Genomic DNA, 22,830 nt, shown 5'->3' with positions numbered 1-22,830 from the left:
AATAATAGGATGAAATAAAATTTTCAAGAGCCCTATGAAAATGGTTGTACACTTAAGTCCTATTATAAACAATTATCTGACTTTTGTGAATGAAAAGTGGCGAAAATGTGAAAAAATTATTATTTTTCAAGAAAAGTTATTTACATTCCTTTGCTAAATAAGAATTTGAAAAAGCATTGAATGATGCCTAAACAGTTTTCTACAACTTTTCTACTATTAAGCTATTCTAACATAACTTTATAAATATTAAAAATATATTGCTTTTTATTCTGTCATCTTATAAAAGATAGATTAACAATATTTCCTTATTATCCAGGGTAAATTTGAATCCTTTTGCATTTATAACTCGTATTGGAATGGTGTATGATGAAAGATAATTAACATTCCTAAAAAATAGGAGGTATTTTTTTGAATCCTGTATATTTACATAGGACATTAAGATTTCTTTTTGTGATCGGCTTCGTTGTGCTCCTGCTCTTAAGCTGTTTTTATTTATCTAAAGTAACATATCCTTTCATTATCGGATTCGCCATCGCATTTCTAATTAATCCACTTGTAAACTTCCTAGAAAAAAGAGGCAGAATGCCACGCTCACTAGCTGTTCTTGTAAGCATCATCATCATCATCGGGGTCTTTGCTGGACTGATTACTTTACTAATTGCAGAAATTGTTTCTGGTGCAGACTATCTTTCGAATGTCGTACCAAAGCATTTAGATACGCTGATTAATTATATAGAGGAATTCTTTGCAGCTCAGATCATTCCACTTTATAATCAGCTGACTAGCCTATTCAAGGATTTAGATACAGGACAACAGGATACAATCGTAGAAAATATTAAAAATGTTGGAAGTCATATCGGCACAACAGTCGGTGCTTTCATCCAAAACTTTTTTGGGAAAATCCCTAATATTATTTCCTGGTTTCCTAATGCTGCAACTGTGCTGATTTTCTCTTTGCTAGGAACATTTTTCATTAGTAAGGATTGGTATCGCCTCTCAACACTTGGCAGCAAGCTTATTCCTAGCCGTGCAAGAGCAAGCGGTAAAACAGTATTTGCCGATTTAAAAAAGGCGTTATTTGGATTTGTGAAGGCTCAGGCTACATTAATTTCGATTACGACCGTCATTATTCTAATTGGATTACTAATCCTTCGAGTAGATTATGCAATCACAATTGCTTTAATTACAGGAATTGTTGATGTCATTCCATACTTGGGAACGGGTTTAATTTTCGTTCCGTGGATCATATATGAAGCGATAGCCGGAGAAATGAGCATGGCAATCGGGTTAGGAGTTTTATATGTGATTGTTCTTGTGCAGCGGCAAGTAATGGAGCCTAAAATATTATCGTCTAATATCGGAATGGACCCGCTTGCTACATTGGTTGCACTATTTGTTGGATTTAAGCTCATTGGCTTTCTTGGTTTGATTGTCGGACCAGTCACCCTTGTTATTTTAACTACCTTGCATCGAGCAAACGTATTCCGTGATATTTGGGCATTTATCATAGGAAAAAATGAAAACAAAGCCTAGATGAAAAACATGACATATCTCAATCCGCTGTAATATTCACTGTCCACGGAATTATATTGGACAAAAATAAGATATATTCGCCGTCCACCGCATTTTATTGGACAAATATAAGATATATTCGCCGTTACATCAATAATATTCGCCAAACCACAAAAAAAAGGTCACTCTCCAGGAGTGACCTTTTTCTCTTTCATTATCGTATAATCGTAACCGTATTTCTATCCATCCATCTTCTAAAACCTTTTAAAATCAGCTTTTTAAATAAGGATTGTGTTGGTGGAGCCAGCAGCAAAAGACCTGTAATATCAGTAATAAATCCTGGGGTAAGCAAGAAAATTCCGCCTGCTAAAATACAAATGCCTTCTAAAATTGCCTCACCTGGCAATTGCCCATAACGAAGCTGGTCCTGCGCTTTTCTTATCGTTTCTAGTCCCTGCTTTTTTGCAAGATAAGCACCTAGAACGCCTGTAAAAAGAATGACTCCTAACGTAGGCCATACACCAATCAAATTGCCTGACAGCAGCAAAACACCAATTTCCGCAGCAGGTACAATGATAATTAGTAAGAGTAAGTAGCGCATGATGCCACCTCTTTTATAATGGATTAATCTCCATTCCATTATAGCAGAAATTCAATTGTTTATATAATTTGAGCTCTAGTCATTTATAGAACACTTGCATGGCCGTTGTAGATCACACCACGATTGGAATCAACGGTAATTTCCTGCCCGTCTTTTAGTATGGTTGTAGCATTTTCTGCGCCAACAATAACTGGAATCCCTACATTTAAACCAACGACGGCAGCATGGCTTGTCAGCCCGCCCTCTTCAGTTATTAGTGCACTGCATTTTTCAATTGCTGGCACCATCTCACGATCAGAGCCAATTGTTACTAATATCGATCCTTCCGTAACTTTAGCTAAAGCTTCAGCAGCATTACGGGCAATGACAACCTTTCCAAACGCAGACTTACGGCCAATCCCCTGTGCTTTCGCAAGAATATCGCCTACTACATGAATTTTCATAAGATTCGTTGTTCCAGCCTCACCTACTGGTACACCTGCTGTAATGACAACTAAATCACCAGATGATACAATTCCGCTATTTAAGCTTTCTTCCACAGCTGTATCTAGCATATCATCTGTAGTTGTAGCTTTTTTGCCAATACACGGGTAAACGCCCCAAGCTAAAGCAAGGCGACGTGATACATGGTCATTGGATGTAACAGCTACGATAGGCGCCTTTGGACGATATTTAGAAATCATTCTCGCTGTATGACCACTTTCAGTCGGAGTTATAATCGCGTTTACATCTAAATTTAATGCCGTATGTGCAACCGATTGGCCAATCGCATCAGTAATATTATGTTCGTTATCCTTACTGCGATTAGATAAAATTTCTTTATGAGCTAATGCTGATTCAGCCCGTGAAGCAATATTATGCATCGTTTGAACAGCCTCAACCGGGTAAGTTCCAGCAGCTGTCTCACCTGAAAGCATGATCGCATCTGTCCCATCAAATATAGCATTAGCAACATCGCTAGCTTCCGCGCGGGTCGGGCGTGGATTTCGCTGCATAGAATCGAGCATTTGAGTAGCCGTAATAACTGGTTTTCCTTGAGCATTACATTTTTTGATTAATTCCTTTTGAACTAATGGAACTTCTTCAGCTGGAATTTCGACCCCTAGATCTCCCCTTGCAACCATTAAACCATCTGAAACCTCAAGGATTTCATCGATTTTATCGACGCCCTCCTGATTTTCAATTTTTGGAATGATATTTATATAGGAGGCATTATTCTCTTCTAAAAGCTGCCTAATTTCTAAAACATCTGAAGCTCTGCGAACAAAGGAGGCTGCGATAAAATCAATTCCTTGTTCAATTCCAAAAAGGATGTCTTTCGCATCTTTTTCAGTGATACCTGGCAAGTTGACAGAAACACCTGGTATGTTAACACCCTTTTTATTTTTTAATGTGCCAGTATTTAATATTTTCGTATAGATTTCTTTCGCTTCCTGGTCAATTTTTGTCACTTCAAGGCCAATTAATCCATCATCTAGCAAAATCTTTGAACCTGTATGAATATCATCAATTAAACCAGGATATGTAACAGAAAATTTCTCCGTTGTACCTTCTACTTCAATCATAGATACAATAATATCATTTCCAGCAACTAATTCAATCGCATCATTTTTCATATTATGTGTGCGAATTTCTGGTCCTTTTGTATCTAAAAGAATGGCAATTGTTTTTCCTGTTCGTTTTGCTGCTTCACGAATATTTTGAATTCGCATGCCATGTTCTTCAAAATTGCCATGTGAAAAATTCAAACGTGCAACATTCATACCCGATTCAATAAGCTGAATTAATTTTTCAACACTCTCACTTGCTGGTCCAATCGTACATACAATCTTTGTTTTGCGCATACTATAACTCCTCCTCAATGAAAAGCGAAAAACGTCTATTATCTTAAGACTAGACAGTCATCTAATTGTACTCTTGCTTTCCATAAAATTAAATAGAAAGCTCTTTTGATAATTTATATAAATCCATATCAATTACGTGCTCTTTGTCGAGAATATCAATAATATCATGATCAACCACCTGATTATTTACAATCCCTACAGCACGTCCTCCCTTGCCCTCCAGCAAAAGTTCTACCGCTCGTGCACCTAAACGACTTGCCAGGACACGATCAAAAGCAGTAGGTGAACCGCCGCGCTGCATATGGCCTAGAACAGAAACCCTTGTATCAAAATTAGTTGCTTCTTCCAGCTCTTTCGCAAATTCCATGCCGCTTGATACACCCTCAGCAACGATAATAATACTATGTTTCTTGCCGCGTTCATGGCCCTTCATTAATCTGGAAGCAATTTCATCCATATTATAATTTTCTTCTGGAATCAAAATCGTTTCCGCACCACCTGCAAGTCCTGACCAAAGTGCGATATCACCAGCATTTCTTCCCATTACCTCAATGATAAATGTTCGTTCGTGAGAGGTTGCGGTATCACGAATTTTGTCAATTGCATCGATAACAGTATTTAATGCTGTATCAAAGCCAATAGTAAACTGTGTTCCTTCAATATCATTATCAATTGTCCCAGGTACACCTGAACATGGAAATCCTTGTTCAGTCAACGCTTTTGCCCCCCGGTACGAACCATCCCCGCCGATAACAACAAGACCTTCAATCCCATGCTTTTTTAATTGCTCAATCCCTTTTTGCTGACCTTCCTTCGTTCTAAATTCTTCGCATCTCGCTGAATAAAGAATCGTACCGCCCCGATGGATGATGTCTCCAACAGAACCTAGTTCAAGTTTCTTAATATTCCCGTTTATTAATCCTGAATAGCCGCCATATATTCCGTAAATTTCAACATTATGATAGATTGCCTTTCGAACTACTGCCCGAACAGCCGCATTCATACCGGGAGAATCTCCCCCGCTTGTCAGTACGCCAATTCTTTTCAAATGGATCACCTCGAAAAATTTCCAATAACTGAATGTTGATCTTTCCCATATCAATCTGATTCATTAATCATTCGTACCATCTTATTATAAGCAAAACAAGCAGTTTTATTTTTCTGCAAAAAATATGCATGCCATTCATTAGTGAATAGGCATATTTTGCTTCTACCTATTAAAATACCATGAAGAAACGGCTATCACAACTTAATGAAAACAATCTATAAAAAAGGTGTAATAGTTAGCGAACAAAAGACATTTGAAAAGTACAAACAATTCCAACTCTTTACAACAAAGAAAAGCGTGCATGAAGCACGCTCTTACTTGACACCGATAAACTCCTTTATGAAGGAGTGCTCACCAATTGATTTGTATTTATTGTATCGATGGGACACTAACTGTTCCTCACTTAATCCCCGAAGTTCTTTAAGCGATTTAAGCAAAATCGCATCAATTTCTTCTGCCTGAGCCTTTACATCTTTATGAGCCCCGCCTTTTACTTCCGGAATAATTTCATCAATAACCCCTAATTCCTTCAAGTCAGGTGCAGTAATTTTCATGCTTTCGGCTGCCTTCTTAGCTTGTCCAGCATCTTTCCATAAAATCGCCGCTGCACCCTCAGGGGAGATAACAGAGTATGTGGAGTTTTCTAGCATATGAATATGGTTGCCAACTCCTAATGCTAATGCTCCGCCACTTCCTCCTTCTCCAATTACAATACAGATAACAGGTACTTTTAAACTGGCCATTTCAAATAGATTGCGTGCGATTGCTTCACTCTGCCCTCGCTCCTCTGCCGCTTTTCCAGGGTAAGCTCCCTTCGTATCAATAAAGCAAATGATTGGCCTTCTGAATTTATCCGCCTGTTTCATGAGCCTTAACGCTTTTCGATACCCTTCTGGATGTGGCATCCCAAAGTTTCTGCGGATATTTTCCTTCGTATCCTTCCCTCTCTGATGACCAATTACCGTTACAGGCAAGCCTCTATATTTTGCAATTCCCCCAACGATTGCCTCATCATCGCCATAAGTTCGATCCCCGTGGCATTCAAAGAAATCTGTAAAAAGAAGGGAGATATAATCTAAAGTAGTCGGGCGTCCAGGGTGACGAGCAATTTGTACCCGATCCCAAGGCTTCATATGATCATAAATATCTGCTTCTAATTTTTCTAATCGAGCTTCCAGCTTCTCTATTTCTGAGGATAGATCAACATCCGCATTCATCGTAAAATCCTTAAGCTCGGCTATTTTTTTTCTAAGTTCGACTACCGGTTTTTCAAATTCAAGCTCTCCTACCATTCGATGTCACCACCTTGTTGATGTATAGATAAAATTGCAGCAATTTTTTCTTTCAGCTCAAGCCTTGAAATTACTGCATCCAATTGTCCATGCTTCAAAAGAAACTCGGAAGTCTGAAAATCCTCAGGCAATTCTTCTCTAATCGTTTGCTCTATAATTCTTCTGCCAGCAAAGCCAATTAATGCACCCGGTTCTGCTAAGTTATAGTCACCAAGAGAAGCAAAGCTTGCAGATACGCCACCAGTAGTCGGATGAGTCATAATGGAGATAATTAATCCGCCATTATCACTAAATCTTTTTAACGCAACACTTGTTTTGGCCATTTGCATTAGGCTCAGGACACCTTCTTGCATTCTTGCACCGCCAGACGCAGTAAAAATGACAAAAGGAACAGATAACTCATCTGCTTTTTCAATTGCCAGTGTGATTTTTTCTCCTACAACAGATCCCATGCTTCCCATTCGGAAGGTTGAATCCATTACTGCAACAACGATCGAATGACCATCAACTGTGCCTTGTCCTGTTACAACAGCTTCATTAATTTCCGTTTTCTTTCTGTCCTTTTCGAGCTTTTCAAGATAATCCGGAAAGTTCAATGGATTCTCTGAGATCATACCAGCATTCAATTCTTCAAAACTATTTTCATCAAGGAAGCTCACTAAACGCTCTTTTGAGTTCATTGAATGATGGTATTGGCAATGAAAACATACCTTCAAATTTTTTACAAGTTCTTTTGTATACATGATTTTCTTACAATTAGGACATTTTGTCATAATTCCTTCAGGAACATCCTGCTTTGCCATTTCTGAAGGGATTGTGGCATATTTTTTCTTTTTGGATTTTGTAAAAACTTTTAGCAAAGTGAAACCTCCCTGTAACGTTCGTTCATATTTTAAAGTGGTCAGACCACCTTTATAAAAAATAATACCCCTGAAAATACATCGTTAAAATCAAGAGTGGCTCGTCTATCCTATTCAATATAAAATAAAACAGTTACAAAATGTGCAAAAAATTGTCGTTAAATCTTCGACAATTTTCTTAATGTTTTATATGCGTTCCTAACCATAGATTCTTTCCTAGTTATCAGCATGTCGGCTAATTGCACATAATCCTCTTTTGAAGGAACAATTTGATCCAGATGCAAGGAATTATAATAATCTTTTAAAATAATCCACATTCTAAGGAATAAATGATTTTCTGTTAATCGAACGACCTTTAAAAAGAATTCATCATCGGAGTATTCAGCTGTCTCAGCCCAGCTTTTAAATTCCTGCAGCTGCTCGTCAGATGACTTATGAAGATTCAGCCATAAGCAGTCTAACTCAATTAAATATTTTGTTTCAATAATATCTCTTTTTGCATTCTCATCCTGAAGGATGAATGTGCTTAATAACTGAACGAGCTGATGTCCGCCATAATCACGGATATAGGTTCCTTCCCCTCTTCTCGTCTCAATGAGACCTAGAAGTTCAAGTGCCCTAAGTGCTTCACGAACGGATGAGCGCCCAACATTTAGGCGCTCAGACAGTTCACGTTCAGAAGGTAATTTATCACCAGGCTTTAAGTTCTTTCTTTCGATCATGAGCCTAAGCTCATTTACAATTTCCACATAAATCTTTGTGTCTTTTCGAGACTGACTCACGTTAATGGATCACTCACTTTTCCCAATAACAGATAGTTTTCTTGTTTTTTCTTTAATTTCATCTGGATCCACTTTAATACGTGCAACACCTGTTTCCATAGCTGCTTTTGCTACTGCAGCTGCAACTTCGGGCGCCACTCTTGGGTCAAATGGGGCAGGAATAACATAGTCAGCATGTAATTCCTCATCCTTTACTAAGCTTGCAATTGCCTCAACAGCAGCAATTTTCATTTTTTCATTAATATGTGTCGCTCTAACATCTAAAGCACCGCGGAAAATTCCTGGGAATGCAAGAACATTATTCACTTGGTTAGGAAAATCTGATCTTCCCGTTCCGATAACAGCCGCTCCAGCAGATTTTGCTTCTTCTGGCATGATTTCAGGTGTAGGATTCGCCATTGCAAAAATAATCGGGTCCTGATTCATTGTCTGAACCATTTCTGCAGTTAATGAGCCAGCAGCTGAAACACCGATAAATACATCTGCACCTTTTATGACATCAGCAAGACTTCCTTTAGCATTCTCTCGATTGGTGTATTTGGCTACTTCATTTTTTATATCATTCATTCCTTCAGAGCGTCCTTCGTAAATAGCCCCTTTTCGATCACACATAATGATATCGCGAACTCCATATGTGTAGAGAAGCTTAATAATTGCAATTCCTGCCGCCCCTGCACCATTAGCTACTACGCGAATTTCGTTCATTTTCTTCCCGACTATCTTTAAAGCATTTACTAGACCAGCAACAGTTACAATCGCAGTTCCATGCTGATCATCGTGGAAAACTGGAATATTCGCCTCTTTCTTTAGTCGTTCTTCAATTTCAAAACATCTTGGAGCGGCAATATCTTCAAGATTAACTCCTCCAAAGGTTGGTTCCAGCAATTTAACCGTTTCAACAATTTTATCAACATCTGTTGTATTCAAGCAGATTGGAAATGCATCAACACCCGCAAAGCTTTTAAAAAGAACAGCCTTTCCTTCCATTACTGGAAGGGCTGCTTCAGGGCCAATGTTACCTAGACCAAGAACCGCCGTACCATCTGAGACGACAGCAACCATATTCCCCTTCATTGTATATTCATATACCGTTTCCGGCTTATCATAGATCTCTTTACACGGCTCGGCAACACCTGGGGAATAGGCTAAGCTTAAATCTGCGGCATTTTTCACTTCTACTTTAGACTTGGATTCTAATTTTCCTTTGTTCATTCTATGCATATGAAGTGCTTCTTCACGTAAAGTCATCTAAATTTCACTCCTTATATTAAAATCGGAAGCGCCTTGACCAGCCCCGACAAGCACAAGACGAGACTCTCGGAAAGGTGTCCTTTACCTTTTACGGGAGTCTTGGCTAGTGACCTCGAGGGGCTAGGCGCTGCAGCTGGATATCTATTAACTGCATGGATATAGGCACTGAACTGTAAAATTCAACTTTATCTTTTTCTTTCCATTCTGTCTCTGCCCTGCTATATCTCATTTCTTCCACAGTGGTCAGACCAGTCGTTTCTTAACAAATATACCACAAATGTTGATGTTGTAAAGTACTAGCGTTTCAGGATTACATTATTTTCACCTAGCATTTCCTTCAGCTTTTCAATAAAATTTGCAGAAGGATTTACCAGATCCTCTTCACCTAATCGAAGGCTTTTATTTGAGCTTTCATAAAATATGACAACTTGATTTTTTCCTTCATTCTGTCTGAATAAACTTTTTAATCCATAAAGTAACTCTGCATTTTCATGTTCCTTTGTTATTTTCAAATATAAAGTCGGTGCTTTATTTTCTTCCTTTTCGATTGCCTTATTAACATCATCCATCATTTGAATGATAAATTGGCGTTTTCCATCTCTCGTTTCTACCTTTCCTTCAATAAAAAGAATATTTCCCTGTTTTATAAAATTGGAGAAGCGATTGAATACATCTGGAAATACAACTGCCTCCATCTCATCCGTTTGATCACTAATTGATAGAAATGCCATCGGTACTCCTTTTTTCGTACGGATCTTCTTTACTTCCGTTAGATAAACAACTGATCTGCCTCTTCTAATAGATGGATTCAATTCAAACAGGGGGACAGCGCCTAAAAAGGGCAGTTTCTCCGTATATACGGAGACAGGATGATCGGATAGAAAGAATCCTAGAACCTCTTTTTCGTAAGAAAGTTTTTCCTTTGCTGGAATCGGGTCAACCTTTGTATATTTTGGCTTTGGAAAAAAATCAGCTTCAGACAGAAAGTCAAAATGCTCATCATCTGTTTTCATTAATTGAGCATGATCGATAGCCGCATCAATCGTGGCAAGCAATACTGCACGGTCTTCTCCAAATTCATCAAAGCTTCCTGAATGAATTAGCGCCTCAATAATATTTCGGTTAGCTGCTTTGGATGACACACGAATGCAAAAATCAAAAAGATCTTGAAATCTTTTATTTTTTCTGGCTTGAAAAATCTCCTTCAATACCGCTGCTCCAATCCCTTTAATCGCAGCCAAACTATATCTAATGGCTTCCTTTTCTACTAAAAATGAATAGCCGCTGCTGTTAACAGAAGGAGACAAAATCTTAAGATTTAATTGATTCAGTTCTCTAATATATTGAGAGACTTTTCCCTCATTTCCAATAGCTGATGTTAGAAGAGCAGCCATAAAATAGAGCGGATAGTGTGCTTTTAAGTAGGCTAGCTGATAGGAAATTAAACTATATGCAACAGCGTGGCTCCGGTTGAAGCCATAGTTTGCAAACCGGACAATTAAATCATATATTTCATTCGCTGTTTTCTCGCTATATCCCTTTTCTAAAGCACCGCCAACGAAATGTCCCCGTTCCCGATCAAGCACTTCCTTTTGTTTCTTACTTACTGCACGCCGCAGCAAATCAGCTTCCCCAAGTGAAAACCCTGCCATTTTAGCAGCTATTTGCATAATTTGCTCCTGATAGACTATGACACCATACGTATTTTCAAGAATTGGAATAAGATCTGGATGAGGATATTCAACTTTTTTATTCCCATGCTTTCTATCAATAAAAAGAGGGATATTTTCCATTGGTCCTGGCCGGTATAACGCATTAACTGCTACGATATCCTCAAAACTGTTCGGACGAAGTTTTTTTAGCACTTTCCTCATCCCGTCTGACTCCAACTGAAAAATACCAGTTGTTTCCGCACGGCTTAATAAATCATAGGTAGCCTTATCATTGAGCGGAATAGAATCCATTTCGAGCTTCTTGCCTGTCTTTTTTTGAATAGATATTAAAATATTTTCAATTAAAGTTAAATTACGCAGCCCCAGAAAATCCATTTTTAATAAGCCTACATCTTCAAGATGTTCCATCGAATATTGTGTCAAATATACATTTTCATGTCCGCCTTGTATTGGAATCATACTGACTAGTGGTTTTTCACTTATGACAACGCCAGCAGCATGTGTGGAAGTATGTCGTGGCAACCCTTCAAGCTTAAGTGCTGTTTCGAACAGCCTTCGATTTAGGCTTGATTCTTCGATAAACATTCGTAATGAGTTCGACTCTTTAAAAGCAGCTTTTAAAGTAATACCAGTCTTTGAGGGGATTCTTTTTGATAGACTATCAAGTTCCTTTGGATTTAACCCGAAAGCTCTGCCGACATCGCGCAATGCTGCTTTCGCTGCCAGTGTTCCAAAAGTAATGATTTGTGCGACATGAAGCTCTCCATATTTCTCGGAAACATACTTAATAACTTCATCTCTGCGATGATCAGGAAAATCAATATCGATATCAGGCATTGAGATTCGTTCAGGATTGAGGAATCTTTCGAATAAAAGCTGATATTCTATTGGATCTACGTCTGTTATATGCAGAACGAACGCAACCATCGAACCAGCTGCAGAGCCACGACCAGGCCCTGTTAATATACCGTTCTCCTTAGAAAACTTCATAAAGTCCCATACAATTAAAAAGTAGTCACTAAACTTCATTTTTTTTATGATTTGCAGCTCGTATTTTAACCGGTCAAAATGCTTTTCTGTTGCATGACGGTATCTTTTCCTAAACCCTTCCCAGCACACCTCTTCCAGAAGCTGATCTGCCGTTTGGTCTTTATCCACCGGATATTTTGGCAGATTTTGCTGATGAAGCTCCAGCATGACATTACATTGCTCGGCAATTTTGATTGTATTTTCCAGTGCAACTGGATACTCCGTAAACAATTCAGCCATTTCTTGAGCATTTTTCAAATAGTATTCGTCACTCTTTAACCTTTCCCAATCATCATCCTGTAGCTTCACACCCTTTTTGATTGCTAATAAGCATTCCTGTGCAAAGGCGTCTTCTTTGGATAAATAGTAAACCTGATTAGAAGCGGCCAGCTGTATGTTCATTTCATTAGCAATTGCGACAACATCCGCAACAATATTCTGCTCCGCATCTATAAAATGATTTTGCAGCGAAAGATAAAATTGATTCATATCAAAAATTTGAATATACTTTGCCGCTGCTTCTTTTGCCTTTTCATATTCATTTTTTGCTAAATAGTGTTCAATTTCCCCTTCCATTCCTGGACTGATAGCTATTAAACCAGCAGAATATGCTTTTAGCCATTTCATCGGAATGCCTTCAGGAGATTTTGTTTGCACAACACTTGTTATTTTTAATAGATTTTGAAATCCATCTTGATTTTTTGCTAAGAGAACAATCGGAAATGACATTTCTGTAGATTGCTCACTAATCACATCAACCGTCAATCCCAAAATTGGTTTGATCGATTGCTTTAAACATTCTTTATAAAAAGCAACGGTCCCGTACATTACGTTTCGATCAGTTAACGCGAGTGAGCCAAACCCTTTCCGTTTTGCATCCGCTACCAGCTGCTCAACCGTTGCTGTACTTGTCAGCAAGCTATATGCACTGTATACATGAAGGTGAATAAATGACACATCTCTCACACCCTTATTTCTTCTACTTTTTCTATTATAAGACTCATCCACAAAAAAAGAAAATACGTTCTCTTTTTTATAGTAAATAAAAAGAGTAAAACAAATAAACATAATTTTTGCAGTTTGTCCATATGATGAAGTAATCGTTTATCTTAGCACCGAATAAATCTCCAGTAAGGAAGGATGTTATGAAGATCCAGCCTTTTTTTGCGACATTATTTGATAGTTATTTCATTGCACTTGGTGTGCTAATCGGGGGCTCCATTATTGGCAGCCTTTCCGCCTTTCTTACAGGGAAGCCTCCTTTAACAGAAGCCTATCGAATTTCTAATATTATTAGAATATGGGCAATTATCGCTGCGATTGGAGGAACTTTTGATACCGTATATAGTTTTGAGAAAGGGCTGCTACAAGGAGGAACAAAAGATATTTTCAAACAATTCCTCCTCATTCTATCAGCTATGGGCGGGGCTCAAACAGGGGCACTGCTTATTAATTGGCTGACACAGGAGCATATTTCATGAGAATTCCGCCGCATTATCGACAGCCTGTCTGGCAGCGTTTTTTAGCAGGTGTAGCCATTGGCGGAATGATCAGCTGGTTTGTATTCTTGTATATTTTTGGAGAGTGGCAGGAGAGGTATAGCAAAGAAATAAAAGATCATGAAGATAAAATCGCAGAATTAAATAAAGAAAAAGAAATATGGCAAGATGAATTTAAAGCCCTTAATAAAAAGAATCGTGAGCTGCTAACGATACAAGATATTAAAGTAAAAATTAGAAATGGCAATAAATATAAGCTAGATCTATATAGCGTATTTGAAGTAGAGGATCAAATAAAAGAGGATCTCTTAGACATGAAGGCAAAGGATATTGATACCGTATACAAGAGCAGAGAGCTGATCGTTAGAATTATTGAAAACAAGACGATAAAGGTAAATGAAAAACGATACAAGCTGGAGGTTAAACAAATGGTCATCTATACAACACTGTTCATTCAATTAGATATTATGCTAGATTAAGCAGATGAACTGATATATATAAATAAATTGCCCGGCTATAAACCGGGCAGCCTTTAGTTCTTACATGTCTCTTCCAGCTCTTTGATTACTGCATCCTTATCCTCCCATGAATAAATGGATGCACCTGCAGCAAGCGGATGACCCCCGCCATTATAATTTCTTGCAATATCATTAATAATCGGGCCTTTTGAACGCAGCCTCACACGAATTTGGTCCTCTTCCTCAATAAAGAACACCCATGCTTTAATCCCGGCAATATTGCCTAATGTGCCGACAAGAAGGGAGGCTTCAGAAGCCTTTACTTGAAACTCCTCTAACAATTCCTTCTTTAATGTCATGGCGGCCACACCATTATGTTTTATTTCAAAATTTTGAAGAACATAGCCATTTAATTTGACGACATTCGGAGATAATTCATACATTTTATCAAATAGCTCTGAACGTGAAAAATTGTAATGAATAAGCTCTCCTGCGTAGGCAAATGTTTTTTTCGTTGTGCTTGGGAAGAGGAATCGTCCTGTATCCCCTACAATTCCTGCAAACAGTAATCTTGCCGCCTCATCAGACATTTTCAGCCCTTTTTCTTTTCCTGATAAATAAAATTCATAGATCATTTCACTGACTGAACTCGCATCTGTATCGACCCACATCATATCTCCGTATGCATCTACATTTGGATGATGATCTATTTTTATCAGCTTATCCCCTAATGTATAGCGAGTATCACAAATGCGTTCAGCATTGGCCGTATCACAAACAATTACTAGGGCTCCTTTATAAGTTTCATCAGAAATATCATCTAGTCTGCGCAAGAAGTTTAGTGTCTCTTCCTCTTTGCCAACTGTAAAAACGTTCTTTTCTGGGAAGGATGCTTTCAGAATTTCCGCGAGTCCACCTTGCGAACCATATGCATCCGGATCAGGCCGGACATGCCGATGGATAATAATTGTTTCATATTGTTTAATAACCTCTAAAATTTTCTCCTTCATTTTCTGCTCCTTTATAATTAATAAGATAGTTTAATTTTAAACTTAACTGTCCAAAAAAGAAAAGAAACAGGAAGCTAAAGATAGCATTTTCTCCTGTTTACCGTTAAAATAATAAGAGATTGTCGAATCCTGGAGGTTAATAAAATGCCTGTTTTAGTCATATTAATCGTTATCTCACTTGCTTTTTACTTGGTTTATAAGGTGAAGTATGTCCGCAGTAAGAGACCAGCAGAAAGAAAGTGGATTTCAGCTAAATCAAGTATAGCTCTTGGTCTCTTTGTTGCCCTATTTGGTGTGAACCAATTATTTTTAAATGGAAATACAGTAACATATATTGTTGCTGCGATTTTTATCCTGATAGGTGGTTTCAGCATATATGCGGGCTTTAAAGCTTATAAATATTATTTGCCGCTTGCTGCAAAAGAAGCACAAGAAGCATAATTTTCTTATTGTTAAAGACGCTCCATTTAGGAACGTCTTTTACTTTTTTATTCACCGAACTTAGCGTTTCATCATCTTTCAATCAGCTGACACATCATCATTGCTTTGCCAACAAGAATCCCCTCATTAAAAACTTCAACATCTACCTTACCAAATTTTCTTCCGACTTCTAGCACTCTTGGATAAATGGCGAGTGTGCTTTCAATTTGAACGGGCTTCAGAAAATAGATGGTCATATTCTCTACGACTAAATCCCCTTTTTTATAGTTTCTTAACACGCGGCTGGCTGCCTCAGAGACGATCGTAGTAAATACACCATATGAAATGGTTCCCAAATGGTTGGTCATTTGCGGTGTCACATCACAGCCGTATATATCTTCCCCTTTCGCCTTTCCGCTTGTAAGGACTAGCTGATTAGTAACGATGTCATCAATGGTTTCACCAACTTGAGGCTGGCGCTGAATCATTTGCAGAGCTTTAAGCACATCCTGTCTGCTAATAATTCCTTCAATTCTATTCGAATCATCAACAACAGGCAGCACCTCGATTCCTTCCCAAACCATCATATGGGAGGATGAAGCTACACTCGTCTTTCTGCCTACAGTCATTGGATTTTTTGTCATGATTTTATCAATCGGTGTGGTCGGATCATGCCCCATAATGTCTTTCGAAGTAACCATGCCAACAACTTTAGAATTTTTATCAATAACTGGAAATCTGCTATGCTGTGTTTCCCGATTATATTTCAGCCAATCATAGACCTTATCTGTTGTTTTCACACAAATGGTTTCTTCAACAGGGGTTAAAATGTCCTCTACAAGTACAATCTCCTTTTTGATTAACTGGTCATAGATTGCACGATTAATCATTGTTGCAACCGTAAATGTATCATAGCTGCTTGAAATGATCGGAAGCTGAAGCTCATCTGCCAATTTCTTTACACTATCATCTGTATCAAAGCCTCCTGTAATGAGAACAGCAGCACCAGCCTTTAGTGCAAACTCATGCACTTGTGTACGGTTGCCAACGATCAAAAGACTTCCGGCATCTGTATATCTCATCATTGCTTCAAGCTTCATCGCACCAATAACAAACTTATTTAAGGTTTTATGCAAGCCATCTCTTCCGCCTAATACTTGACCATCTACGATATTTACAACCTCTGCAAAAGTAAGCTTTTCAATATTATCTTTCTTCTTGCGCTCAATTCGAATCGTTCCCACTCGTTCAATCGTGCTGACATAGCCTTTATTTTCAGCCTCTTTAATAGCTCTGTATGCCGTTCCTTCACTTACTGTTAGTGCCTTGGCGATTTGTCTAACTGATATTTTCTCCCCTACAGGCAACTCATCAATATATTGTAAAATTTGTTCATGCTTCGTAGCCAAGACGTTCACCCTTTTTATATAATTCCTATAATTTCATTATAAGGTTAAAAACGCCTTAAATACAATTCGTTGTGAAAATGTCATTAATAATATTTATTTCGTTTTAGAAGGAGCGTGCCCTCTTTTTATCAGTCATCTTCTCTCTTGATTTTATGTTTGATGTTGTATTTTTTGGAGAATAAAGCAAGGCGGTCAAATTCCCTGCAATCACAATGAGGGCAAACACGAGCCAAGAAATAGCAAATATCCCTGCAAGTCCTTCACTGAATACATCAAGCCTTGGGGCAGCGTAATATAACAGAAGGCCACAAACTAATAAGCACAGCAAATACCGATTTTTATTCATCAACAGTCCTCCTTAAAACTTCTTCATTAATATTTATGCGGACAGGCTGAAATCATGTATAAGAAAAGCGGAGGCGGCTTGCCCAGGGGCGGCAAGCATAAGACGAGCTGGATGGAAGGTTGTTCTTTAACCTTCTAGCCAGATTGGCTTATGACCTCGAGCCCCTAGCCGCCGAAGCTAGACAATTCTCTAACTCCAAAGTTATAAATTCTGATACTATTAAAAAAGCACAGCTCATTTTAGCTGTGCCTCTCCATTATAATTCGATTGTTTCTCCTGCATTTAACACTTGGCCTATGCCTTCATCCAGCATTTTAACAAATTGATGCGGATCCTGTTTTATTGGCGGGAAAGTATTAAAGTGAATGGGTACGACCTTTTTTGCCCCTAAAATCTCAGCAGCATATGCTGCATCTTCAGGACCCATCGTAAAATTATCGCCAATCGGCAAAAAGGCAAGATCAATCGGATGACGTTCACCAATCAGCTTCATATCTGAAAATAGACCAGTATCCCCTGCATGATAAATTGTTTTGCCGTCGATTGTTAGAAGCACTCCAGCAGGCATACCGAGGTAAATAATTTCATTATTTTCTGTTTCCAAGCCTGTCCCATGAAAGGCTGGAGTCAGCTTAACCTTGCCAAAATCAAATTCATATGCACCGCCAATACTCATCCCATGAGTATTCAGCCCCTGCCAGCTTAAATAAGTAGCAAGTTCAAAATTTGCAATAACTAATGAATTATTTTTCTTAGCTAATTCAACCGTATCACCGATATGATCGCCATGTCCATGCGTGACGATAATAACATCTGGCTTCACTTTGTCCACCTTTAAGTCCGTTAAGTCATTGCCTGTAATAAATGGGTCAAATAAAATTGTCTTCCCATTTGATTCAACTTTTACAACAGAATGTCCATGATAGGATACCTTCATTTCTATTCCCCTTTCTAATCTTCTATTACGGTAGTTTACTTCAACGAAGAATCCATTTTCTCCTGCCTTTAAATGTCATTCCCTTTTGCAGACAGTTCTAAAAGTTTACTTTTTATTCGTTAGTTGCTACTCTTTTTATATAGCAAAAACATTTAGGAGGGGTAAACCCATGAACACACGATTAAAGAAGCTGTCTGATTGGATGAAAGAAAATGATGTACAGGTTTGCTTTATTACAGCACCAGAAAATGTATTTTATTTTAGCGGCTTTTTAAGCGATCCTCATGAAAGGCTTCTTGGCTTAGCCGTTTTTCAAGAGGAAGAGCCATTCCTTGTATGCCCGGCAATGGAAAAACCAGATGCAAAAAATGCTGGCTGGGAGCATGAGATTATTGGTTATACCGATATTGAAAATCCTTGGGAGTTTATACATAAGGCAATCGAAGCACGCGTATCAAAGGTTTCTAAAGTGGCGATTGAAAAAGAACATATGAATGTTGAACGCTATGAAGCGATTTCTAGTCTTTTTGATGGGGCATCATTTGTTTCTGCTGAAGAAAAGCTAAGAAAGCTTCGTATGGTGAAGGATGAGAAGGAGCTAGAAATTATTCGCGAGGCTTGTGCTTTAGCTGATTTCGCTATTGAAACAGGATGTGCAGAAATCAAGGAAGGCAAAACAGAGCTTGATGTACTAGCGGCTATTGAATTTGCCTTAAAGAAAAAAGGCGTCAACGAAATGTCATTCTCGACGATGGTACTAACTGGTGCGAATGGGGCCTCTCCACATGGCACCCCAGGAATGACAAAAATTCAAAAAGGTGATCTCGTTCTCTTTGATTTAGGCGTTGTTTGGAATGGGTACTGTTCTGATATCACTCGTACTGTTGCTTACGGGGATATTAATGATAAGCAAAAAGAAATATATGACACGGTTTTAAAAGCACAGCTTGCTGCTGTTGAAACAAGCAAGCCAGGCATCGCCTGCTCAGAAGTTGACTTAACTGCAAGAAATATTATTGCAGAAGCTGGATATGGTGAATATTTCCCTCATCGTTTAGGTCATGGCTTAGGCATAAGTGTTCATGAGTACCCGTCCTTAACAGAAACAAACTCGCTATTACTTGAGGAAGGCATGGTATTTACAATTGAACCAGGCATTTATGTTCCACAGGTAGCTGGTGTTCGAATTGAAGATGATTTAGCTGTAACAAAAGATGGAGTAGAAATCTTAACAAAGTTTCCAAAAGAACTACAAATCATTCGATAATACAAAAAAAGCTGTCATGCGCATGACAGCTTTTCTTGTTTCTAGGAAATTAAAGCTCTTCTTCAGACCCTTCCCGTCCAGCATCCAAATCAAAGTTAGCATTTGACTGGTCAATTACACCACTATTATAAACATCCATAATTTGCTCGCTGATCGCATTTGTCCCTTCCTCATCGAAGAATAAATTTGACTGGCTGTTTGGTTCCCGTTTATTCATGGGGTACTCCCTCCTTTATTCATTAATTGAACTGACTTTTTTATTGTTCGATTTTTTGCTACAGATATACCCATTTTCTTACTGTATAATAAAGGTAAAGGAGGAGATTGATATGGGAATGAAATATAAAAATATTTTAGTGGCTGTAGATGGTTCAACAGAGGCAGAATGGGCATTTAAGAAGGCAATTGAAGTTGCAAAAAGAAATGATGCACATATTTTGCTTGCTCATATTATCGATACTCGCACGTTTGCAACCGTAGAGGCATATGACCGCACCATTGCTGAAAGAGCAAATATGTTCGCAAAAGAATTAATGGAAAAATATAAAAGCGAGGCTGAAGAAGCTGGTGTAACACATGTAGATTTCATCATTGATTACGGTTCTCCAAAAATTAAAATTCCAAAAGATATTGCAAAGAAGCATGAAGTAGACCTTATCATTTGTGGTGCTACTGGGATGAATGCCGTTGAACGTTTCCTAATCGGCAGCGTATCTGAAAATATTACCCGCTATGCTCCTTGTGATGTGTTAGTTGTTCGAACAAATAAAGAAGATTAGATAAAATAAGATGTAGCACGAAAGAGAGCTAATCCAACTGGATCAGCTCTCTTTCGTGCTTACTATTAAACTTCTATTTTGTTATTTAATAGTGCTTTTGCTTTTTCAAGGGCAATAGTTACTTGCTGAAATCCTGTTCCACCTGCACTATTTCTTCTTTTTACAGCTGTGACTGGGTCTAGCACTACATAAATATCCTCTTCAAAAAGCGAATTTGCTTTTTTATATTCTGCTAATGGCAAATCACCAAGATAACAGCCTTGCTGGACACATGTCAGAACAAGTTTCCCAACAATTTCATGAGCTTCTCTGAACGGAATGCCCTTATCTGATAAGTAATCGGCAAGCTCAGTCGCATTAGAAAAGTCAGTTCTCGTTGCATTTTCCATATGATTCTTGTTTACCTTCATTGTTTGAATCATGCCAGCAAAGATTTTAAGTGAACCTGTTACGGTTTTTACCGTATCAAACATGCCTTCTTTATCCTCTTGCATATCCTTATTATAAGCTAATGGGAGTCCCTTAAGTACTGTTAAAAGCCCCATCAAGTTCCCATAGACTCTGCCAGTTTTTCCGCGAATTAACTCTGCCATATCTGGGTTTTTCTTTTGCGGCATGATACTGCTTCCTGTTGCAAAGCTGTCATCCAATTCAATAAATTTAAATTCCTGGCTAGACCAAAGAATAAATTCCTCGCTTAATCTCGATAAATGCATCATTAAAGTGGATGAATTCGATAAAAATTCCAAAATGAAATCTCGATCAGAAACGGCATCAAGGCTGTTTTCATAGATGCCCTCAAATTCAAGAATTTCGGCAGTTACATATCGATCAATCGGGAATGTCGTCCCTGCTAGTGCTCCAGCACCTAATGGCGAGAGATTAATACGCTTCATACTTTCGCTGAAACGTTCTTTATCTCTTTCAAGCATCCAAAAATAGGCCATAAGGTGATGAGCAAATGAAATAGGCTGTGCTCTCTGAAGATGTGTATAGCCAGGCATAACCGTTTCAATATTCGCTTCCGCCTGATGAATAAGGGCTTCCTGCATTTCCTTAATCAGTTCAATAATTACTTTAACCTGCTTCCGCAAGTATAAATGCATATCCGTTGCCACTTGATCATTTCTGCTTCTGGCTGTATGCAGCTTGCCGCCAACCGGACCAACTAGTTCAGTTAAATAGCTTTCAAGATTTAAGTGAATATCCTCTAATTTAACAGAATAAGAAAGCTCATCATTTTCAGCCTTCTTCTTAAGCTGCTTCAGGCCATCCTTAATCGTGCTTGCCTCTTCGTCAGAAATAATTCCACATGCAGCTAGCATCGATACATGTGCAAGGCTTCCTTCAATATCTTCCAGTACTAATTCTTGGTCAAACGAAATGGAAGCGCCAAATTCATCGACCCATTCTTCAGCTGATTTTGTAAATCTGCCGCCCCATAGTTTTTTCACACTGTCACCTTCTTATTCTTTTGAACAATGCTTTGCACCTTTGTTGGCAGACCCCAAAGCTTAATGAATCCAACTGCAGCATTATGATCAAATTCATCCTCAGATGTATAAGTAGCTAGCTTTTCATCGTATAAAGAATACGGTGATTTTCTTCCTTCAATAATGGCATGACCTTTAAATAGTTTTACTCTTACTGTTCCTGTAACAAAAGTTTGTGTTTCTTGCAGGAAAGCAGCCAAAGCATTTTGCAGTGGAGAAAACCAAAGTCCCTCATAGATAAGTTCAGCAATTTTCTTCTCAATCACTGGCTTGAAATGTGCGACTTCTTTTACTAAAGTTAAATCTTCTAATTCTTTATGTGCTTTAATTAAAGTCATTGCTCCAGGACATTCATACACTTCACGTGATTTAATCCCAACTAGGCGGTTTTCAACGTGGTCAACACGGCCAACTCCATGCTTTCCAGCTAATGTATTTAATTCTAAAATAAGCTGGGCTAACGAATAGTTTTTCCCATCTAAGCTAACAGGGACTCCTTTTTCAAAGCCAATTTCTACAATATCTGGCGTATTCGGCGCATTCTCCAGGCTTGCTGTAAGCTCATATGCTTCCTCTGGCGGTGCAGCCCAAGGATCCTCTAAAATTCCGCACTCATTGCTTCTTCCCCATAAATTTTGATCGATCGAAAATGGAGAATCTAGATTAATAGGGATAGGAATATTCTTTTGCTTTGCATATTCAATTTCTTCTTCACGCGACCAGCTCCATTCACGGACAGGTGCCAGTACTTCAAGTTCAGGATTCAACGCTTGAATAGCCACTTCAAAGCGCACTTGGTCATTTCCTTTTCCTGTACAGCCATGCGCTACAGCTACTGCTCCTTCTTTTTCAGCAACTTCAACAAGCTTCTTTGCTATTAGCGGTCTTGAAAGTGCAGAGATTAATGGATACTTATTTTCATATAATGCATGTGCCTGCAGTGCCATTAATGCATATTCACTCGCAAACTCATCCTTAGCATCAATCACATACGATTGAACAGCACCAACCGTTAACGCTTTTTCTTGGATAAAATTAAGATCCTTGCCTTCCCCCACATCTAAACAGCAGGCTACTACTGAATATCCTTGATCTCCCAACCATTTAATTGCTACTGAAGTATCTAAACCGCCTGAATAGGCTAGTACAACTTTTGGATTTGACATAAAAATTTTCCTCCTCTAATTACGAATAATTATTCATCGTTGTTTGTTTTTATTCATTTATATGTTATAAGATACCATATTTCAATTATAAATCAATAGTTATTCATCAAAATGTATAATAATTTATTTATTCTGTTTTATTAAAGCTTTCAAT

At 38.3% G+C, this 22,830-nt stretch carries 21 protein-coding genes; 6 read left to right on the top strand and 15 right to left on the bottom strand.

Annotation, left to right across the window (positions count from 1 at the left end):
• The first annotated feature begins 408 nt into the window (after window positions 1–408).
• On the top strand, window positions 409–1,533 hold the full coding sequence (ytvI, locus tag C1726_RS17315; RefSeq protein ID WP_102274292.1) for a sporulation integral membrane protein YtvI: 1,125 nt from the start codon (window positions 409–411) through the stop codon (window positions 1,531–1,533).
• 193 nt (window positions 1,534–1,726) lie between these two features.
• Here the strand turns inward: ytvI and C1726_RS17310 are convergent, their stop codons facing one another.
• From C1726_RS17310 to dnaE, 8 genes are all read right to left on the bottom strand, one after another.
• Entirely contained in the window at window positions 1,727–2,113 is a 387-nt protein-coding gene (locus tag C1726_RS17310) for an FxsA family protein (protein ID WP_102274291.1), read from the bottom strand.
• A gap of 83 nt (window positions 2,114–2,196) precedes the next feature.
• A complete protein-coding gene (gene pyk / locus C1726_RS17305) occupies window positions 2,197–3,957 on the bottom strand; it encodes a pyruvate kinase (protein WP_102274290.1) in 1,761 nt (586 codons plus the stop codon).
• Window positions 3,958–4,045: 88 nt separating this feature from the next.
• Window positions 4,046–5,005, bottom strand: a complete 960-nt coding sequence (gene pfkA, locus C1726_RS17300) for a 6-phosphofructokinase (RefSeq protein ID WP_102274289.1) — start codon at window positions 5,003–5,005, stop codon at window positions 4,046–4,048.
• Window positions 5,006–5,319: 314 nt separating this feature from the next.
• The gene (gene accA / locus C1726_RS17295) at window positions 5,320–6,297 is read right to left on the bottom strand and encodes an acetyl-CoA carboxylase carboxyl transferase subunit alpha (RefSeq protein WP_102274288.1); all 978 of its coding nucleotides are present in this window, start codon (window positions 6,295–6,297) and stop codon (window positions 5,320–5,322) included.
• On the bottom strand, window positions 6,291–7,100 hold the full coding sequence (gene accD / locus C1726_RS17290) for an acetyl-CoA carboxylase, carboxyltransferase subunit beta (RefSeq protein WP_216629085.1): 810 nt from the start codon (window positions 7,098–7,100) through the stop codon (window positions 6,291–6,293). The genes accA and accD overlap by 7 nt, the downstream gene beginning before the upstream one ends.
• Before the next feature lie 215 nt (window positions 7,101–7,315).
• Entirely contained in the window at window positions 7,316–7,879 is a 564-nt protein-coding gene (locus tag C1726_RS17285; protein WP_235822795.1) for a FadR/GntR family transcriptional regulator, read from the bottom strand.
• A 69-nt stretch (window positions 7,880–7,948) separates the two neighbouring features.
• On the bottom strand, window positions 7,949–9,187 hold the full coding sequence (locus tag C1726_RS17280; RefSeq protein ID WP_102274285.1) for an NAD(P)-dependent malic enzyme: 1,239 nt from the start codon (window positions 9,185–9,187) through the stop codon (window positions 7,949–7,951).
• 299 nt (window positions 9,188–9,486) lie between these two features.
• Entirely contained in the window at window positions 9,487–12,849 is a 3,363-nt protein-coding gene (gene dnaE, locus C1726_RS17275; RefSeq protein WP_102274284.1) for a DNA polymerase III subunit alpha, read from the bottom strand.
• A 188-nt stretch (window positions 12,850–13,037) separates the two neighbouring features.
• On the opposite strand from dnaE, the gene C1726_RS17270 reads away from it, so the two are divergent.
• The gene (locus C1726_RS17270; protein WP_102274283.1) at window positions 13,038–13,373 is read left to right on the top strand and encodes a YtrH family sporulation protein; all 336 of its coding nucleotides are present in this window, start codon (window positions 13,038–13,040) and stop codon (window positions 13,371–13,373) included.
• Window positions 13,370–13,870, top strand: coding sequence for a sporulation membrane protein YtrI (gene ytrI / locus C1726_RS17265; RefSeq protein ID WP_102274282.1), 501 nt, complete (start codon window positions 13,370–13,372; stop codon window positions 13,868–13,870). The genes C1726_RS17270 and ytrI overlap by 4 nt, the downstream gene beginning before the upstream one ends.
• Window positions 13,871–13,923: 53 nt before the next feature.
• On the opposite strand, the gene C1726_RS17260 is transcribed toward ytrI, so the two are convergent.
• Window positions 13,924–14,859: a DHH family phosphoesterase gene (locus C1726_RS17260; protein ID WP_102274281.1), complete on the bottom strand. Its 936-nt coding sequence runs from the start codon at window positions 14,857–14,859 to the stop codon at window positions 13,924–13,926.
• Window positions 14,860–15,003: 144 nt separating this feature from the next.
• On the opposite strand from C1726_RS17260, the gene C1726_RS17255 reads away from it, so the two are divergent.
• Window positions 15,004–15,300, top strand: coding sequence for a YtpI family protein (locus C1726_RS17255; RefSeq protein WP_102274280.1), 297 nt, complete (start codon window positions 15,004–15,006; stop codon window positions 15,298–15,300).
• A 71-nt stretch (window positions 15,301–15,371) separates the two neighbouring features.
• On the opposite strand, the gene C1726_RS17250 is transcribed toward C1726_RS17255, so the two are convergent.
• The 3 genes from C1726_RS17250 to C1726_RS17240 all read right to left on the bottom strand — a co-directional run bounded on the left by C1726_RS17250 (window position 15,372) and on the right by C1726_RS17240 (window position 17,971).
• Window positions 15,372–16,688, bottom strand: coding sequence for a CBS domain-containing protein (locus tag C1726_RS17250; RefSeq protein ID WP_102274279.1), 1,317 nt, complete (start codon window positions 16,686–16,688; stop codon window positions 15,372–15,374).
• A 103-nt stretch (window positions 16,689–16,791) separates the two neighbouring features.
• Window positions 16,792–17,034: a hypothetical protein gene (locus C1726_RS17245; protein ID WP_102274278.1), complete on the bottom strand. Its 243-nt coding sequence runs from the start codon at window positions 17,032–17,034 to the stop codon at window positions 16,792–16,794.
• Between the two features lie 256 nt (window positions 17,035–17,290).
• A complete protein-coding gene (locus C1726_RS17240; protein WP_102274277.1) occupies window positions 17,291–17,971 on the bottom strand; it encodes a metal-dependent hydrolase in 681 nt (226 codons plus the stop codon).
• Between the two features lie 169 nt (window positions 17,972–18,140).
• Here C1726_RS17240 and C1726_RS17235 point away from each other — a divergent pair, with 169 nt between their 5' ends.
• Window positions 18,141–19,238 (top strand): M24 family metallopeptidase, encoded by a 1,098-nt coding sequence (locus C1726_RS17235; protein ID WP_102274276.1) that lies wholly within the window; start codon window positions 18,141–18,143, stop codon window positions 19,236–19,238.
• A 49-nt stretch (window positions 19,239–19,287) separates the two neighbouring features.
• Here C1726_RS17235 and C1726_RS26260 read toward each other — a convergent pair whose 3' ends face one another.
• Window positions 19,288–19,455: a hypothetical protein gene (locus tag C1726_RS26260; RefSeq protein ID WP_180968235.1), complete on the bottom strand. Its 168-nt coding sequence runs from the start codon at window positions 19,453–19,455 to the stop codon at window positions 19,288–19,290.
• Between the two features lie 112 nt (window positions 19,456–19,567).
• Between C1726_RS26260 and C1726_RS17230 the strand changes: the two genes are divergently transcribed.
• Complete coding sequence (locus C1726_RS17230) at window positions 19,568–20,017, top strand: universal stress protein (protein WP_102274275.1); 450 nt, start codon at window positions 19,568–19,570, stop codon at window positions 20,015–20,017.
• Window positions 20,018–20,082: 65 nt separating this feature from the next.
• On the opposite strand, the gene argH is transcribed toward C1726_RS17230, so the two are convergent.
• Complete coding sequence (argH, locus tag C1726_RS17225; protein WP_102274274.1) at window positions 20,083–21,471, bottom strand: argininosuccinate lyase; 1,389 nt, start codon at window positions 21,469–21,471, stop codon at window positions 20,083–20,085.
• A complete protein-coding gene (locus C1726_RS17220; protein WP_102274273.1) occupies window positions 21,468–22,676 on the bottom strand; it encodes an argininosuccinate synthase in 1,209 nt (402 codons plus the stop codon). The genes argH and C1726_RS17220 overlap by 4 nt, the downstream gene beginning before the upstream one ends.
• Between the last annotated feature and the right edge of the window lie 154 nt (window positions 22,677–22,830).

This window comes from Cytobacillus massiliigabonensis, from assembly GCF_900199725.1.
Classification (GTDB): domain Bacteria; phylum Bacillota; class Bacilli; order Bacillales; family Cytobacillaceae; genus Cytobacillus; species Cytobacillus massiliigabonensis.
The sequence above is the reverse complement of the archived record's forward strand: the minus strand, read 5'-3'. Positions and strand labels throughout refer to the sequence as shown.

What these genes read in the sequence shown, in the direction of transcription:
- C1726_RS17310 (WP_102274291.1), bottom strand. Translation starts at nt 2,113, where the DNA reads ATGCGCTACTTACTCTTACTAATTATCATTGTACCTGCTGCGGAAATT.
- pyk (WP_102274290.1), bottom strand. Translation starts at nt 3,957, where the DNA reads ATGCGCAAAACAAAGATTGTATGTACGATTGGACCAGCAAGTGAGAGT.
- accA (WP_102274288.1), bottom strand. Translation starts at nt 6,297, where the DNA reads ATGGTAGGAGAGCTTGAATTTGAAAAACCGGTAGTCGAACTTAGAAAA.
- accD (WP_216629085.1), bottom strand. Translation starts at nt 7,100, where the DNA reads ATGGCAAAGCAGGATGTTCCTGAAGGAATTATGACAAAATGTCCTAAT.
- C1726_RS17285 (WP_235822795.1), bottom strand. Translation starts at nt 7,879, where the DNA reads ATGATCGAAAGAAAGAACTTAAAGCCTGGTGATAAATTACCTTCTGAA.
- C1726_RS17280 (WP_102274285.1), bottom strand. Translation starts at nt 9,187, where the DNA reads ATGACTTTACGTGAAGAAGCACTTCATATGCATAGAATGAACAAAGGA.
- C1726_RS17270 (WP_102274283.1), top strand. Translation starts at nt 13,038, where the DNA reads ATGAAGATCCAGCCTTTTTTTGCGACATTATTTGATAGTTATTTCATT.
- ytrI (WP_102274282.1), top strand. Translation starts at nt 13,370, where the DNA reads ATGAGAATTCCGCCGCATTATCGACAGCCTGTCTGGCAGCGTTTTTTA.
- C1726_RS17260 (WP_102274281.1), bottom strand. Translation starts at nt 14,859, where the DNA reads ATGAAGGAGAAAATTTTAGAGGTTATTAAACAATATGAAACAATTATT.
- C1726_RS17255 (WP_102274280.1), top strand. Translation starts at nt 15,004, where the DNA reads ATGCCTGTTTTAGTCATATTAATCGTTATCTCACTTGCTTTTTACTTG.
- C1726_RS17245 (WP_102274278.1), bottom strand. Translation starts at nt 17,034, where the DNA reads ATGAATAAAAATCGGTATTTGCTGTGCTTATTAGTTTGTGGCCTTCTG.
- C1726_RS17240 (WP_102274277.1), bottom strand. Translation starts at nt 17,971, where the DNA reads ATGAAGGTATCCTATCATGGACATTCTGTTGTAAAAGTTGAATCAAAT.
- C1726_RS17235 (WP_102274276.1), top strand. Translation starts at nt 18,141, where the DNA reads ATGAACACACGATTAAAGAAGCTGTCTGATTGGATGAAAGAAAATGAT.
- C1726_RS26260 (WP_180968235.1), bottom strand. Translation starts at nt 19,455, where the DNA reads ATGAATAAACGGGAACCAAACAGCCAGTCAAATTTATTCTTCGATGAG.
- C1726_RS17230 (WP_102274275.1), top strand. Translation starts at nt 19,568, where the DNA reads ATGGGAATGAAATATAAAAATATTTTAGTGGCTGTAGATGGTTCAACA.
- C1726_RS17220 (WP_102274273.1), bottom strand. Translation starts at nt 22,676, where the DNA reads ATGTCAAATCCAAAAGTTGTACTAGCCTATTCAGGCGGTTTAGATACT.